The 15,446-nt window shown below is 67.9% G+C and carries 9 protein-coding genes and 1 pseudogene; 3 read left to right on the plus strand and 7 right to left on the minus strand.

The window, feature by feature from the left end:
* Window positions 1-44: 44 nt before the first annotated feature.
* Complete coding sequence (locus tag ACIBG4_RS16335) at window positions 45-1,163, minus strand: purine phosphorylase (RefSeq protein ID WP_397202450.1); 1,119 nt, start codon at window positions 1,161-1,163, stop codon at window positions 45-47.
* Window positions 1,160-1,894, minus strand: a complete 735-nt coding sequence (locus tag ACIBG4_RS16340) for an NrtR DNA-binding winged helix domain-containing protein (protein ID WP_310717435.1) — start codon at window positions 1,892-1,894, stop codon at window positions 1,160-1,162. Before ACIBG4_RS16340 ends, ACIBG4_RS16335 begins: the two co-directional genes overlap by 4 nt.
* 308 nt (window positions 1,895-2,202) lie before the next feature.
* Between ACIBG4_RS16340 and ACIBG4_RS16345 the strand changes: the two are divergent.
* Window positions 2,203-2,650, plus strand: a pseudogene (locus tag ACIBG4_RS16345) (transposase); the annotation flags it as partial.
* 111 nt (window positions 2,651-2,761) lie between these two features.
* Here the strand turns inward: ACIBG4_RS16345 and ACIBG4_RS16350 are convergent.
* Complete coding sequence (locus tag ACIBG4_RS16350; protein WP_397202451.1) at window positions 2,762-3,652, minus strand: MBL fold metallo-hydrolase; 891 nt, start codon at window positions 3,650-3,652, stop codon at window positions 2,762-2,764.
* 641 nt (window positions 3,653-4,293) lie between these two features.
* Between ACIBG4_RS16350 and ACIBG4_RS16355 the strand changes: the two genes are divergently transcribed.
* The gene (locus ACIBG4_RS16355; protein ID WP_397202452.1) at window positions 4,294-5,268 is read left to right on the plus strand and encodes a helix-turn-helix domain-containing protein; all 975 of its coding nucleotides are present in this window, start codon (window positions 4,294-4,296) and stop codon (window positions 5,266-5,268) included.
* A 409-nt stretch (window positions 5,269-5,677) separates the two neighbouring features.
* Here ACIBG4_RS16355 and ACIBG4_RS16360 read toward each other — a convergent pair whose 3' ends face one another.
* Both ACIBG4_RS16360 and ACIBG4_RS16365 read right to left on the minus strand, forming a co-directional pair.
* Window positions 5,678-6,661 (minus strand): hypothetical protein, encoded by a 984-nt coding sequence (locus ACIBG4_RS16360; RefSeq protein WP_397202453.1) that lies wholly within the window; start codon window positions 6,659-6,661, stop codon window positions 5,678-5,680.
* A gap of 727 nt (window positions 6,662-7,388) precedes the next feature.
* Window positions 7,389-8,270, minus strand: coding sequence for a phosphorothioated DNA-binding restriction endonuclease (locus tag ACIBG4_RS16365; protein WP_397202454.1), 882 nt, complete (start codon window positions 8,268-8,270; stop codon window positions 7,389-7,391).
* A gap of 78 nt (window positions 8,271-8,348) precedes the next feature.
* Between ACIBG4_RS16365 and ACIBG4_RS16370 the strand changes: the two genes are divergently transcribed.
* The gene (locus ACIBG4_RS16370) at window positions 8,349-11,417 is read left to right on the plus strand and encodes a DUF3427 domain-containing protein (RefSeq protein ID WP_397202455.1); all 3,069 of its coding nucleotides are present in this window, start codon (window positions 8,349-8,351) and stop codon (window positions 11,415-11,417) included.
* A gap of 53 nt (window positions 11,418-11,470) precedes the next feature.
* Here ACIBG4_RS16370 and ACIBG4_RS16375 read toward each other — a convergent pair whose 3' ends face one another.
* Together ACIBG4_RS16375 and ACIBG4_RS16380 are read right to left on the minus strand one after the other, a co-directional pair.
* The gene (locus ACIBG4_RS16375) at window positions 11,471-13,984 is read right to left on the minus strand and encodes a polysaccharide lyase family 8 super-sandwich domain-containing protein (protein ID WP_397202456.1); all 2,514 of its coding nucleotides are present in this window, start codon (window positions 13,982-13,984) and stop codon (window positions 11,471-11,473) included.
* 78 nt (window positions 13,985-14,062) lie between these two features.
* Window positions 14,063-15,373, minus strand: coding sequence for a family 43 glycosylhydrolase (locus ACIBG4_RS16380; RefSeq protein WP_397202457.1), 1,311 nt, complete (start codon window positions 15,371-15,373; stop codon window positions 14,063-14,065).
* Window positions 15,374-15,446 lie beyond the last annotated feature (73 nt).

Here is a 15,446-nt window from a genome sequence, read left to right on the forward strand (position 1 = left end):
GTGGGAGTCTGTGGCCGCGTTCTCGACGCGGTGCCCTGGATCTGTCATGACAGGGACTGCACCAGGGCGATGATGACGGTCAGCTCCGCGGCCAGGTCGGCGACGTCGCCGACGAGCCCGCGCAGCTTCTTCAGGGCCAGGGTCAGCGTGTTCTCGCGGTCTGGCGTCTTCGTCTCCAGTGCCTGGTCGGCCGTGACCAGTTCCGTCTCGGCGGCCTTGTACGTCGCCTCGTCCAGGCGCCCGTCCGCCCACGCCTGCCAAAGGCGGGTACGGAACCCGGCCAGCGCCTCGGGCAGGTCCGCCGGCCGGGACGTCTCGGGGGTGATCCGGATACCGCCGTGCACGATACCTGCCTGCACGCCCACGTGGGCGTTCCCTTTGGCGATGTTCCTGACCGTCTCGGACATGGCGGAGCTCCTTGTCGTGGGTTCGTCGGTGCACAACTCCTCGGCCAGAGCCGCGGCGAACGTGGCCGCGTTGGCGGCGGCTCGCGGCTGCCACAGCTCGCGGTCTGTGGCTTCCTTGGTGCCGTCGGCCCGGTCGCTGATGCCGCGGATCACGACGACGGGCAGCGCCCGGTTCAGGTGTCCGGCCTGTGCCACGCCGGCGCCTTCCATCTCGATCGCCCGTGCGTCGTTGTAGTGGTCGCGGATCCAGCGGGCGTGCTCGGAGAGCCGGGAGTTCAGGACCACCTCACCGGCGGCGATCGCCCCGAAGTGCACATTCGGGCGAGGGTCGAGCCCTTTGGCCCAGGAACCGCCGCGGTGCAGGTGCTGGGCGATCTGCTCGGCGGCGTGCGAGGTCTGCCAGACGCGAGGGCGGCTCTTGAAGCCGTCGTCCTCACTGGTGCCGCCGTGGAAGGCGTAGACATGCGTGGCCACCACAACGTCTCCGAGAGCGATGTGCGTCTGCAGCGCACCGGCCACGCCCACGAAGAGGAGAGCCGCCGGCCGGAACTCGGCGATGGCGCGTTCGGCCAGCACCGCGGCGGCATGGTTGCCCTTGCCGACCTGCGCCAGCGCCACCTCGCATCGTCCATCCGCCAGGCGGCCCACCTCGAAGAGGGTGCCTTGCGGGTGCCGGCGCAGGCGCAGGCCGGCCAGCTTCTCTCTGATCGCCTGGTATTCCAGGTCTAGGGCGGTGAGGATCACGACGGGGCTCACTGCACCGGCTCCTTTCCGTTCGGCGAGTCGACGGGACGGATCATCGGGGGATAGAGGACGTCTTGCGGGCCGGCTCTGAACAGCCGGGCCGGTCGTCCGGTCGCGGCCTTGCGCGCCGAACCGGCCGGGATGATGAAACCGCCGGTTTTCTTGATCTTTCGGTAGAAGTTCCGCGGGTCGAGCGGCATGCCCCACACCGCCTCGTACACGTCCTTGAGGTCGGTGAGCGTGAATGTCGGCCCGCAGAAGGCCGTGGCGAGCGCGGAGTGCTCCAGCTTGACCCGGGCGCGCTCGACGCCGTCCGTGACGATGCGGCGATGGTCGAAGGCGAGCCGCAGATCACCAGAGAGCACGAGGTCGGTGGGTTGCCAGCAGGCGTCGGTGGCGTCGGTGCCGGCGGTCGGTTCGGGCAGCCTCGGGGCGATGGCGAGGAAGGCGACGCTCACCACGCGGCCTCGCGGGTCACGGTCGGGGTCGTCGTAGACGCCCAGTTGCTCCAGCCGGAGTGTCTCGACGTTCATGTCGGCCTCCTCCGCCAGTTCTCGATGAGCCGCGGCGACGAGGCTTTCTTGGGAATGCTGAAGGAAGCCGCCCGGCAGCGCCTGGGTGCCCTTGTATGGCTCGATGCCGCGCTCGATGAGCAGCACATGTAGGCGCGAATCACGCAATGTAAGGATCACCAGGTCAACAGCGAGCAAGATGGCTGGCGGCTCCCATCGGTCTTCGCTCATGGCCCGACCCTACGTTTTTGTCAGTCGGACAAAAAGTAGCGCGGGGGTTAGCTTCAGCCATCCCCCAGTGATGCGCCGGGCGGAAACATCTCCCCCAGACCGCAGGAGTTCGCCTGCTTCCCACCGCGTTCCAGGGCTGGCACGTCGGTGACAGTACGCCGCCCTTCCGACAATTTCGGTGTCAGTCATGCGGTTGCGTCCACGGGAGTGGTGTAAGGGTTTGACCTGGTCACATGTGTGGCGGCCGTGAAATAGGGACGGCCATCGCGTGATCCTTTGAGTGCTATCCGAGATCAAAGGAGAGGGCGATGGCCGTAGACAACAGTGTGACGCCTGGCCAGTGGCTGGCGAAGCAGATCGAGACAAGCAACCCCGACGTGTTGCGATCCATGGTCAAAACCATGGCCGAGGCGTTGATGTCAGCCGAGGCCGACACCTTGTGCGGAGCACCGTATGGGGAGCGCAGTCCGGAGCGGACCAACAGCCGCAACGGCTACCGGGCACGGGAGTGGGGCACCCGCTCCGGCACGATTGAGCTGGCCATCCCGAAGTTGCGTCAGGGCTCGTAACTTCCCAGACTGCCTGCTGGAACACAGGCGGGGGGCCGAGCAGGCGCTGATCAGCGTGGTGGCCACCTCTTCTCTGCTGGGCGTCTCGACCAGGCGGGTGGACAAGCTGATCGAGCAGCTCGGCATCATCCGCCTCATCGGGGCGGTGCTGGCCGAGCAGACCGACGAGTGGATCGAAGCCCGCCGCTAGATGGGCCTGGAGCCCTCATCAGATCCCGCCTGCAGCTCTTGCCCCGCGACATGCCTACACAGAACCAACTTCCACGGCCTATCGCCGGGCACACCAGACGGTTCGCCGTCACGGGACTGCCATCCATGGCCGGCGCAGGTGTGCGGTGGCCAGCACGGTGTGTCTGCGACGCGCCATCTCGAGCAGCCGCTCGCGGGTCTTGCGCGCGGTCTCCGGGTCTGCCTCGTACCGGTATGCCACCGCCGGGTCAACCAGCTGAACCGCATGCACCAGGGCGTCGCCGGTGATGACGACCTGATCGCGGTCGCCGTCGATGATCACCGACTGGTGGCCGGGCGTGTGCCCCGGCGTTGGTGTCACGCGGATCGACCCGCCCAGTCCCCCGCGGGCCGTTGCGAGCCGCGCCGCACCGTCCACCTGCTGAAGCTGCCCGGCGGCACGCAATGGATCGACGACGTATGTGAGAGCCGTATCGCCGGCCGGCAGCGCGGCGACCTCGCTGCGTTGGATGACGTACCGGGCGTTGGGGAACATGGGCGCGCCGTCCGGCCCGACGGACCAGCCGTAGTGGTCCTCGTGGAGATGGGTCAGCACCACGATGTCGATGTCGGCTTCGTCGATGCCGGCCTGGCGCAGTTCGGACGGGAGGCGGCCCGGGGTCGGAGCCCAGCTGGAGGCCGGGCTGTCGGCAGGCCCCACGCCCGTGTCGACGAGCATCAACCGGTCCCGTGGTCCGCGGACCAGGAAGCAGCGGAAGTCCAGCTGCCAGGTCTCCCCGGCCCCGAACGCGTCGGGGTCGATGCTCCGGGCGAGGTCCCAGTCGTGCGGCGTCGCTCCGGGAAACGCCTGCTGCCGGTCCAGGAAGAACGGCCCCGAGGCGTCGATTATCGGTATCACCTGGAACGCGCCGACCGATCGCGACAGCACCGCCGTCCGTTCCATCGACCGGGCGTCCGCCCGTCGGGCGATGCCCACGGAACCGGCGACCGTGACGGCCATGCCGGCGAGCAATGTCCTGCGCCGGAGCCCGGCAGATGTCTCACGCATGTCGATGCCTTTCGCCGAAGTGCACCTCTGTTGACTGACCGAGCCGATCAGGCTCGCGACCGACGTTAGAACCGTGGCGGCGTGCCGGTGCCACCCGCGCGGGCGAGCGGCGTGATCCTGTCGGTTCGTGACCGGACATTGTCGCCACGCGGGCCGGTGGGTGTTGAGGTTGAGGAAACACCTGCGCGAGCTGCTGTGGCCCGGCAGCCTTCGAGGGTCGCGTTTGTCGATTTTCGGGGGTGTCGTGGCGATCGAGTTCCTGACCGATGGGCAAGTCAGCTGGGTACGGGGGCGTTCCGCGGGCCGCCATCGCGGGCGGAGTTGGAGCGGGACTCTTTCTGGACGACGTGAACCGGGCAGGCGCAGGCGAAGCGCCGGGAGCACAAGCGGCGGGAATCCGCTAGCTATAGACCGTCTTGAGACCGCCTCCCGAAGCAACCGTCACCCGGGTTGACGAACGCTCAGCGCACGACCTCGTATGGATGTTCCAAAGGCTGCGTCTTCCTAAGATGCTCGTTTAGCCCCATCTCTCCCGATGGGACCGACAGCAAGCGAGGTGCGGGAGGTACGCGGTGTCGCTCGACAGTCCAGCTGTGGCCATCCTGATCTACGCGGGCGCGGGCAGCTTCGACTACATCACCATCAACGAGATCTTCGGCGTCGACTACTCCGCACGGTTCGGCTCCTGGTACCGGACGAAGGTCTGTGCCGTCACGCCCGGCCAGGTCGAGCTCGACGGCGGGGTCAGCGTTCACGCGCCGTACGGGCTTGAGGATGCGGAACAGGCGGGCCTGCTGATCGTTCCGGGATGGATTCCGGAGGACGCCGTCCCGCCTCCGGCGTTGCTGCGGACCTTGCGCCGCGCACACCGGCGGGGCGCGCGGATCATGTCGATCTGTACCGGCGCCTTCATCCTTGGACACGCCGGTCTTCTGGACCACCGTCGGGTCACGACCCACTGGTCGACGGCCGGGCTGCTCGCCACGCTGTTCCCCGCCGCCGCCGTCGACCCGCGCGCCCTGTTCGTCGACGATCGCAGCATCCTCACCGCTGCGGGCATGTCAGCCGGCATCGACCTCGCCCTGCATGTCGTACGGGGGGACTTCGGCGCGGACGCCGCCGCCGCCCTCGCCCGCAGGCTGGTGCTCGCCGGCTACCGGAGTGGAGGCCAGGCCCAGTTCGTCGACGTCCCGCTCAGCCCCGACCCCGGCGACCCGCTGCCGGACCTCCTCGACTGGATGCGCCGGAACCTGGACCAGCGGTGGTCCCTGCGCTCGATGGGAGCACGCGTGCACATGAGCCCGAGGACGCTGACCAGACGATTCGAGCGCCTCACTGGCACTACCCCGCAGAAATGGCTCACGCGGGAACGGATACTCGCGGCGCAGCGGCTCCTCGAGGCAGGCGACGAACCGATCGGAAGGATCGCCGCGCTGACCGGCATTGGGTCAGCCAGCAATCTGCGCCAGATCTTCCGTCGCGAGGTCGGCATCTCGGCCCAGCAGTATCGCGCGAGGTTCCGTTCACGCCGGAACACTAACCGAGCGCCGGCTGGTCACCCGTCCTGACGGCTCGCTCGACGAGCTCTTCGGGTGATGGGTGGGCCGCGGTTACCGATCGGGCTCGATCACGGCTGCGCTGCGAAGACGTGGGCGACGGCTCCGCCGCTGAAGATGGTCGTGCTTGCAAGCTCGAGGCTCAGCGACGCCGGGAAGATCCGCTCGCCCGCCCCGAGGACGGCCGGGTGGACGAGAAGGGGGCATTCGCCGATCAACCCGGTCTCGACCAGCGACCGGGCGAACCATGTCCCGCCACGGGTGAAGTTCCGGGCCGGCCGGTTTCGATCCGGGCCCGTGGAACCCCGCCCACCGGGGCGCCAGCCGGGCCCTTCGCGCTGACCACCGCGTGAAATTAATCCCCAGCCGAACCACTCAACTCACCAATACGAAGATCGTGGGCAATAAGCCGCCCGGGGCATCAGCCACGAAACCGCGTGGAAAAATGCCACGCGAAGTAGCGACGGTTATCCTCCGAGAACGAGAGGCACGGGCGCCCCGCGAGGCTCTCAAGACGATCAGCAAGCACCCCATCTGCATCTGGTGCGGACGACACAATGATGCCATCGTGGCCAACAGAGATATAGCCGGCTTCATAGAGGGCATCACAACCGAACTGGCATGCAGGCATCGCAATGTTGGCCAGGTCGCGGCGTTCTTCGTCGCTACAGAGGCTCCGCATTTTGATATGCGCGGCAACCAGGAAACGGACAGGGTAAGCATCACCACAGAGAGCGCACGTTGCAATGGTGGTAGAGCCGAACAGAAGCTGGCGCAAGGCGGACTGTTCGCCGCGCTGCGCTGCAGTCACTGGACGACTTAGATCGCCCTCGTAAGTGTGTGTCTCTTGAGGCTTTGCAGGCGTATCAGCGGCAGCAAGAGAGCGGACAGCGATGACTGGCGGCGTCCCTCCTACCAACTCAACTCCTGGAAGAGTGAGCAGGACTGCTCCAATGAAGGCACTGCGGTATCCTACCTCGGTAGGGTGTATTTGCACGCGACCTGCGGTGCGGAGAGTTGCGAGCGCAGCCTCCACGTCAGCGATGGGTATCTGTTGCCCGTTCGGCGAGCGTTCCGTTGCCACGAGGACATACGGGGGCTGCACGTCGATGATGCGATTACGGCGTCCATGGAGCGTCGAGATGTCGTGACCAAGTAACCGTCGGAGTAGGTCGGTGGCGCTGTCCTTCACCTCAGCGGGTAGCACGACAGGAGCGCCTGGAAACAGGTCACCAAAACGCCCCATGAACCGCTCGAAAAACGTATCGTCCACCCGAAATAGATAACCTTGTTTCACGCCACCATCGTGTTTGAATGGCCCATCCGACGAGTGGCTGGCGCGCCAGGCTTCGGGAATGTCTTGCAGTGGAACTCCCTGCGATGCCTCCCGGTAGACGGTCCGCACGAGTCTGCCATCCCCGCCCCAGAGGCCAGGGATTTCCCGAGGGCGCCGCGCGGGGATCGCGGTGGTTGTCGTGAGGCTAAGCGCTCTCACTTGGGAGGCATAGTGGATCACTGTGTCGCCTGGACGCACCGCCGTCATCGTTTCCCAGTGTGATTGGCGGCTACCAGCCCGGGTTCGGGTAGGCGCCCAGAGGATCCCAGCCTCTATCTCCTGACGAAACGAATGACCCTGATTCACCCACCAGTACGCCATACATCGGGTCCCTTCTCGATCTCCGGATCCCGCCCGAAGCCCCATAAGGCGGGGAGGTGGTTTCTAGATGATCTTGAGAGCTGCAGCCGATTGTACGGTAATTTGCGCAGTTTGAGGACTATGAGCTGGCTGTGCAGTCACTGCCCTTCTTGAGCAGGAACGCTGTGTCCCCTCGCCGCGGACATCGGTTCCAAGCCCGGGATCCGACAGCAGCCAAGAGATGGGTGACTCAGCTCGTTACTGAAGAGCTGAGGGTCTCTCTCCGAGTGATCGAGTTGGTCCGGGAGGCGGCGCTTCCCAAAGGCGTTCGAAGCCATCGCGGTGATGGCCGGCGTAGACAGCCCGGTCGAGGTCGCAACCCGCGGCACCGGCGGAGCACGCCGAGCTGCGCCTGGGCCGCCAGGTATCGGTGGTCACAGCGCGGTCATGCACTGCGCTGGGCTGCAAGCCTCAGAAGACCGGACAGCCGATGACCTCAGCCGCGGGCGGGTGGGCGGAAGACCTGACGGCTGTGCCAGCTGATGTGTTCCTGTTCGACTGTGTCCAGGCCGGGCTGAGGCTTTCGGGCGGGCCGGCCTGCCAGGGAGAGCACCATGTCCAGGGAAGACTGCGAGCGGCCGACGAACTTGGCTGAGACAGCGATGGTGTGCTCCCCGGTCAGTCCGAGCACGCCCTTGTCGAACAGCTTGTGGTGGATCGCGCACAGGCACAGCCCGTTCGCCACATCGTCGGGCCCGTCGAACGCCCACCAGCGCACATGCGCCGCGTCCAGGCCCACCACCGCGCCGTCCAGCCAGCCGTCGTAGGAACAGAACGCGCAGCAGTACTCGTACGCCATGAGCACCCGATCGCGAAAGCCCGGATCACGGCGTACGGCTTTCTTGAGCTCTCCGGCGGTTTCGAGCGTCTCCAGGTCCAGGCCTGCCAGCAGGCACAGGTCCGCGTGCAGGGACGGGGCGAAGTTGGCGTCCAGGAGGTAGCGGGCGATCCGCCCCAGCAGGCTCGGCTCCTCCGACAGCGCGCGGGCCAGGTCGGGATGGAGGCGGCCGGCGGCCTGGCTGTCGCGGAGGCGGCCCAGCTCCGGGCCCGGGCTGCCCGGGCCGTGGCGGGTGTCGATCAGCCACAGGCCGTCGTTCGTCAGGTGGTGGAACGGGTAGCCGGGGCTGGTCTCGCGCGGTGGGCCGTACTCCTTCAGCAGTTTCTTCAGCTCCGTCTCGGCGGCGCTGAAGGGAATGGGCCGATTGCCGTGCTGCTGGAAACGGCCCAGAACGTACAGCAGGAGGAGCGGCTTGTGCGGCGCGCGCTCGCCACCTCTGGTCCAGCGTCGCATCTCGGCGACCCGCTCGACCCAGTTCACGATCGGCCAGTGTAAGGCGATTATCCGGCCCCGGCACACGGTATTTCGCGGTGGCCGGCCGCGCCCTATAGTCGCCAGGTGAGCGATCTTCAGCCGGGCGTTTACCAGCACCTGATCACTCGTGAGCTTGATGGCCTGCTGCGTGCGGTGTCCGATCACGAGTTGATTGACCGGCGGTCGTTGGACCTTGCCGACTCCCACGAGACGTTGGCCCGGCATCTGGGCGCGCTCACCCGCCGGGCGCTGCGCTCCGTACGAGGCGAGAATGATACGGCGCGGCTGGCCCGGCAGGTGGAGATCGTCAATCGGATCGCGAGCCTCATCGGCGACCTGGTGCCCGAGGCTGCCGCGCCTGACGAGCTGGTGGAGGCCGCCGAGGAGTTGCTGGGCATCGCCAGGAGCCGGGACGCGGCCGGGCAGGTGCGATTCCCGGCACGGCCGGTCATTCCCCTCACTGGGAGCGCGTTGCTGGTCAACGGGCGCGGGCAGCCGGAGATCGGCCATGAGCTCAAGCGGGAGCTGGGCTCGGCCGATCGGGTGGATCTGCTGTGCGCGTTCGTGAAGTGGAACGGCGTGCGCGTACTGGCAGAGGCGATCGAAGATTTCCTAGCGCGCGGCGGCCGGCTGAGGGTGGTGACCACCACCTATATCGGCGCCACCGACCGCCTGGCTCTGGACCGACTGGCGGCTATGGGCGCCGAAATCCGCGTCTCCTACGACACCCGGATGACCAGGCTGCATGCGAAGGCGTGGCTGTTCCATCGCGGCAACGGTCTGTCCACCGCTTACGTGGGATCCTCCAACCTGTCGCAGACCGCCCTCAGCCACGGGCTGGAGTGGAATGTACGACTCGCGCAGGCCGAGCAGCCTCATCTCATCGACACGTTTGCCGCCACGTTCGACGACTACTGGGGTGATCCGTCGTTCGAGCCCTACGACCCGGCGCAGGACGCCGAGCGGCTGGACCGCGCCCTGTCCGCCGAGCGTTCCGGGGGCCGGGCGCTCGTGCTCGACTTCGCGCATGTGGACGTGCGCCCGTACTCCTACCAGCGCGAAATTCTCGACGAACTCGCCGCCGAACGGCAGATCCACGACCGGTGGCGCAACCTGGTCGTCGCGGCGACCGGTACCGGCAAGACCGTCATTGCCGGGCTCGACTACCGGCGGCTGCGCGCGGCCGGGCAAGCGGAGTCGGTGCTGTTCGTCGCCCACCGCAAGGAGATTCTGCGGCAGAGTCTGCTCACGTTCCGGCAGGTGCTGCGGGACGAGACGTTCGGCGAACTGTACGTGGACGGTGCCCGGCCTGAGAAGTGGCGGCACGTCTTCGCCTCGATCCAGACGCTGCACCACAACCCGCTGCCGGAGCCAGAGCGGTTCGACATGGTGATCGTGGACGAATTCCACCATGCCGAGGCCGCGACGTACCGGCAACTGCTGTCGAGAGTGCAGCCCAAGGTACTGCTCGGCCTGACGGCGACGCCGGAACGCGCCGACGGCCAGGACATCAAGCACTGGTTCGACGGCCGGATCGCCGCCGAGCTGCGCCTGTGGGAGGCGCTGGAGCGCGGTCTGCTGGCCCCGTTCCAGTATTTCGGCGTCCACGACGGCACCGACCTGCGCCAGATCGGCTGGCGCCGGGGTCAGGGCTACGACCTCGGCCAACTCTCGAACGTCTACACCGGCAACGACCGCCGCGCCGCCATGGTCCTGGAAACCTTGCAGCGCAAGATCGGCGATGTCGGACGGATGCGAGCTCTCGGCTTTTGCGTGAGCATCGAGCACGCCCGGTTCATGGCTGACCGCTTCACCCGAGCCGGCCTTCCCTCCGTGGCCGTCACCGCGCACAGCTCGCGCGACGAACGCGACCAGGCATTACGCGACCTGCGGGATCGCCGGATCAATGCGGTGTTCACCGTCGACCTCTTCAACGAGGGCGTCGACGTGCCGGAGATCGACACCGTGCTCTTCTTGCGTCCTACCGACAGCGCCACCGTCTTCCTGCAGCAACTTGGCCGCGGCCTGCGACTGGCCGACGACAAGCCGTGCCTGACCGTGCTCGACTTCGTCGGCCACCAGCACAAGCAGTTTCGCTTCGACCGGCGCTACCGGGCGCTCACCGGCGCCAGCCGTACCGGAATCGCGAGGGAGATTGAGCAGGGGTTTCCCACGTTGCCCGCCGGCTGCGTCATCGACCTTGATCGGGACGTACGCCGGCTCGTTCTCGACAACGTCCGGCAGGCGCTCAGCCTGAATTGGCGGGATCTGGCGCGCGAACTACGCGAGTTGGGGGACGTCGGTCTGGCCACCTTCCTGCAGGAGACGGGGCTGGAGGTGGAGGATCTGTACCGCCGCAGCCGCCTGGGATGGGCCTCTCTCCGGCACGCCGCGGGTTTGTCGGTTACGCCTCCTGATGCAGGGCTCGGACGAGCCTTCGGCCGGATGCTGCATATCGACGACGTCGAGCGGCTCGCGTTCCTGACTGAGGTGCTGGCGGGAAAGGCTCCGCGGTCCCCCCGCGAGCTGCGCCTGCTGGCCATGCTGGACACGATGTTGTGGGGCGGCACCGAGCCCGTGTCCGGGATGGAGGCTCGGCTCGCCCGCCTCAGCGGTGCTCGGGCCGCGGAACTCGGAGAGCTGGCGGACGTGCTTCGCTCGGAGCTGCGTCATGTGGCGTCGCCGCTGGACCCTGTGGTGCCCTTGCATGTCCACGCCCGCTACAGCAAGAACGAGGTGCTGGCCGCCTTCGGCGTCGACAAGCCCGCTCATATGAGGGAGGGGGTCAAGTACGTGCAGGAGCACCAGGCGGACCTGTTCTTCGTCACCATCGACAAGTCCGAGGACCACTACTCCCCCACCACGCTCTACCACGACCGGGCGATCAGCGAGAGGTTGTTCCAGTGGGAGTCGCAGAGCACCTTGCGCTCCTCGACTGCCACTGCCCGCCGTTACCTTACGGGTGAGTCGACAGTCCACCTCCTCATCAGACAGTCCAAACGCGACGAAGGGCTCGGCGCTCCGCCCTACACCTACGCGGGTCCGATGCGCTACGTAAGCCACGAGGATGAGCGGCCCATCCGCTTCGTTTGGCGCCTGGACCACGCGCTCCCGCCCGAGGTGTTCCATTACGCCAAGGCCACCGCCGGCTGAGCTGACTGCAGCAGCACCGACTCGGGTGAACCCGCTGAGCCCTAGGCTCGGGCTCAGCGGAGTGTCGCGGTGAAGGTGCGGCCGTGGGCGTGGTGGGTGGTGGCCTGGATCAGGGTGCCGCCTGGTACGCGCCGTACCGTCACCCCCTCGTCCGCCGCCTCCACACGAAGAGGCGCGCCCTGCACAACCACAGAGACGCGGTCGCGTTTCATCGTCGGGTCCGACAAGGCGACGACCGTGCGCCGCCCGGACCGGACCATGACCGAGGCCGGGCCGTCGATGAGGAGGCGGCCGGCGTGGCGGGGGCCGTCGGTGAAGACGTTGGCGGCGATGATCCCGAGAGTCTCGTGCTTGATCGCCTGTACGTCCCGGGTGTTGGCCAGGACGGTCAGCGGGCCGCGCGTGTAGCGGCGCAGAGCGGCTTCCGTCGCGTTCGGGACCAGGGCGTAGGCGAAGGCGGAAAGCCCGCCGGCCGCCGGGTGGGTGACGGACGCGGTGAAGACGTTCTTGGTCACCGCCGTGTCGGGGTTGGACGTGCGGACGGCTCTGCGGCTGCGGGTCACCGTCTCCAGGCCGGCCGTCACAGGCTGCCGGGTCAGGAAGGCGTAGCCGATCGCGGTGCGGCGGGTGGGGTTGGCGTAGCGGAGCCAGCGCGGTGGTCTGGTGTCGCCCGTCTGCCAGGCCCCGCCGTCCCAGCCCTCCCCGCTCACCGCGACCGCGTCGCCGGGGGCGGCGATGCGGCTGTCCACCGTGGTCACCGCGTCGCGGCCGCCCTGGCCGGAGACGCCCGCGGCCAGCACCACGATCTCGTCGTCGAGCATGAACCAGGACTTGGTGGCGCGGGCGTTCTGGTAGGCGACGAAGTCGTCGGGCAGGATGCCCGCCTGCTTGGCGGTGTAGGCCACGTCGTCGGACTGGACCATGCCGGCCACCCCGTACGCGCCGAGCGTCGCGCCGCCGGAGAACGTGTTCTCGGCGCGCGGGAAGTACACGTAGGTGTTCTGGGACTCCGAGGAGGAGGTGAAGTTCAGCGGGTGCCCGGGGTTCTCGTACCAGAACCGGCCGCCGTACAGCTCGGGGATCGTGCGCCGCTCCTCCACCGGCGCGGTGATGCCGGCCAGCCGGTACGGCGAGACGGTCGTGTAGTAGTCGACGCCGAAGACCTGGCTCTGGTCCTCGCCCGAGAGGTAGAGGTGGAAGGCGCCCTCGCCCTGGAACCAGGGCATGAGGTTCTCGCCGTTCATGTACTCGTACTTGCTGATCCGGTCGGAGTTGCGGGCCAGGGCGAAGGCGTAGCCGGGGCGGCGGTGGACGGTCCGGTCCATGGCGTTGAAGGCGACGCAGCGCTGGGGCGGGTTCAGGTCGGCGGCCGGGACGGCGGCGTCGGCGCGGATGGCGGCGTAGCGGGCGATGCTGATCGGGGAGACGAAGGCGGTCGTGTCGGCGGCCGGGAGGAACTTGACGTACTTCTTCAGGGGAAGCGGGTCCTCGACGTGGTCGGCGAGGTCGGTGACGGCCTCCACGATCACCCCGACGTCGGCGTAGCCGGTGGCGGTGCGGGAGACCGCCCTGCCCTTGACGATCTCCATCAGCCAGCCCTCGAAGATCAGCGGGGCGAAGCCGTCGGCGATCCAGCGGTAGACCACGCCGGGCAGGTCCGCCGGGGTGCCGCCGCTCGTCACGCCCTCCAGCATCTTGAGGGTCTGTACGACGCGGGTCAGCAGGATGCGCCCGTAGGAGCCGGTGTAGGCGACCGAGTCGTGCTGGATGAAGGAGCCGTCACGGTAGTAGCCGTCGGTGACGCCGTGCTGGAGGTTGTACGGGTCGATGGTGGCGAAGACGGTGGCCTGGTCGGCGATGGCCTTGCCGACGCGGGCGTCGTCGCCGGTGAGCGCGCCCTGCAGGATGCGGTTCGCGGTGATGTCGGCCAGGTTCGCCCCGGTGTGGAAGCGGGAGTCGAGGTCGACGTCGCCGTTCTTGCCGTTGCGCAGGTAGGCGTCCATCGAGGCGAGGTAGGTCGCGGTCAGGCCGGGGCGTTCCTCCCGGACCCGTTCGGGGAGCAGGGCCAGGGTCCTGCTCACGTGGGTGGGGATGCCGATCTCCCAGTTGTGCCAGTTGCCGTAGTAGCCCTTCGACTGGTCGCCGTAGTAGCGCTCGTGCAGCCACACCAGGCCGTCGGCGACCCGCCGCTGCGTGGCGGCGTCATCGGCGAGGCCGCCGCCGGGCGTGCGCGTGGCGAGAGCGATCTCGTACAGGTACTGGTAGGCCAGCCGCAGGTTGGCGTCGTCGGTGCCGAGCTTCAGGCCGGAGAACAGCTCGCCGGCGGCGGCCTTGTCCATGGCGGCCAGCCTCTGCCTCGCGGTGGCGAGGATCGAGGCGAGCTTGGCGGCGACCTCAGGGCGGGCGTTGACGTCGGGGGTTCCGGCGAGCATCGCCACGGTGTTGGTGAGGAGCCGGGCGTGATCGATCCCCGCCGCGGCGCGCGCGGGGGCGGCCATGGCCAGCAGCCCGGTGGCGGGGAGCAGGCCGGCGGCGGGGAGCAGGGAGAGGACCTGGCGACGGGACATGTGCGGCACTGCGGGCTCCAGGCCGTAGGGGGGATGCCGGGCTGGCCCTACATGATCTATTTTGTCCGGGCTGTTAAGTCAAGCTCCGTGACTCCGGTTTCGGCGCTGGACGTACAGCCGCTCGCCCTCGGGGCCGGTCCATTCCATCCGCACGACGCCGGCCACGGCGGCGTCGGCGACGCGTGCCGGGTCGGCCCAATAGCCGAAGTTGGGGTTGCGGAAGAACGTCGCCCACAGCCGGCCGCTGTGATCAACGAAGACGTTGTTGTGGCCGGCGCCGACGCCCGCGGTCCACCGCTGGGAATACGGTCCCTCGAAATGGTCCGAGACGGCGACGATCGCGTCGTACTGGTACTGCGTGCGACCGGGGCCGGCCGGGTCGTAGGCGTAGCGCGTGCTGCCGTCGGGATCGGTCGACGTCCGGTTCCACGCGGCGTGGAGGAGGTAATACTTGCCGCCGTGCTTGATCACGTACGCGCCTTCGAGATACGGCTCGGGCGAGTAGGGCGTCTGCCGGAACTGCGGGAGGTTCGTCGTCGGGACGATGTCCTCCATGTCGTCCCGGAATTTCGCGTAGAAATTGTTGTGCAGCACGAGCCACGCGTCGTCGCCCTCGGTGTAAAGGCCGCCGTCAATGTGGTGGTAGGCGCCGGGCTCGATGAACTTGGGTCCCCCGATGAAAGAATCACCGAAGGGCTTTTCGTGGTTGCCCTCGACCAGCCGGTACGGGCCCTCGATCCCGCCCTCGCTCACGAGCATGAACGAGCCGACCTTGCGGGAGTGGTCGCCCATGCACGCGACGATGTACCACTTGCCGCGGAAGTGGTGCACCTCCGGAGCCCACGCCTGGCCGCGCTTGCCGAACTGGGAGTCGTACCAGTACTCCTGCCAGGGAGCGACGACCGTGCGCCCGGGGCGGTTCTCGCCGGCGAACTCGGGTGACCACACCTTGCCTCTCTCGGCGTCGGGCCGGATGCCGGTGGTGTCGACGAGTCTCCACGGCCCGCGCAGGGACGGGGAGATCCACACGAAGATGCCGTCGTTCCACGGGGCGGCCGCTTCGAGCCCGGGTACCCGGGTGGTGCCCGTGGCGACGTACATCGGACGCCCGTCGACGACGAAGCAGTTGACGTAGGTGTCCCGCATCCAGACCTGGCCGCGTTCCTTGTCGCGGGGGCGCAGTTCGAGCGGGAGGATGAAGGAGTTGTCCTCCCGTGGCCACAGGTCCGGCCGGGTGTCGGCGAGGCCGTAGGGGGCGAGGGCGGGCCAGTTCGGCGGGTACCGCCGCGCCGAGGCCACCGACGCCCGCGCGGCGGTGGCGGGCAGTGCCGCCGCTGCCAGAAAGCCGGCGGCACCGGCCAACAATGACCGCCGGTCGACGTTGTTCATTGGTCTTCGTCCTCCTGTGTCGTGCAGGTGCCTGGGGGAACACGTTAGTGAGACTTATTTCGACATTGAATGG

The sequence above is a fragment of the Nonomuraea sp. NPDC050383 genome (assembly GCF_044459125.1).
Lineage (GTDB): Bacteria > Actinomycetota > Actinomycetes > Streptosporangiales > Streptosporangiaceae > Nonomuraea.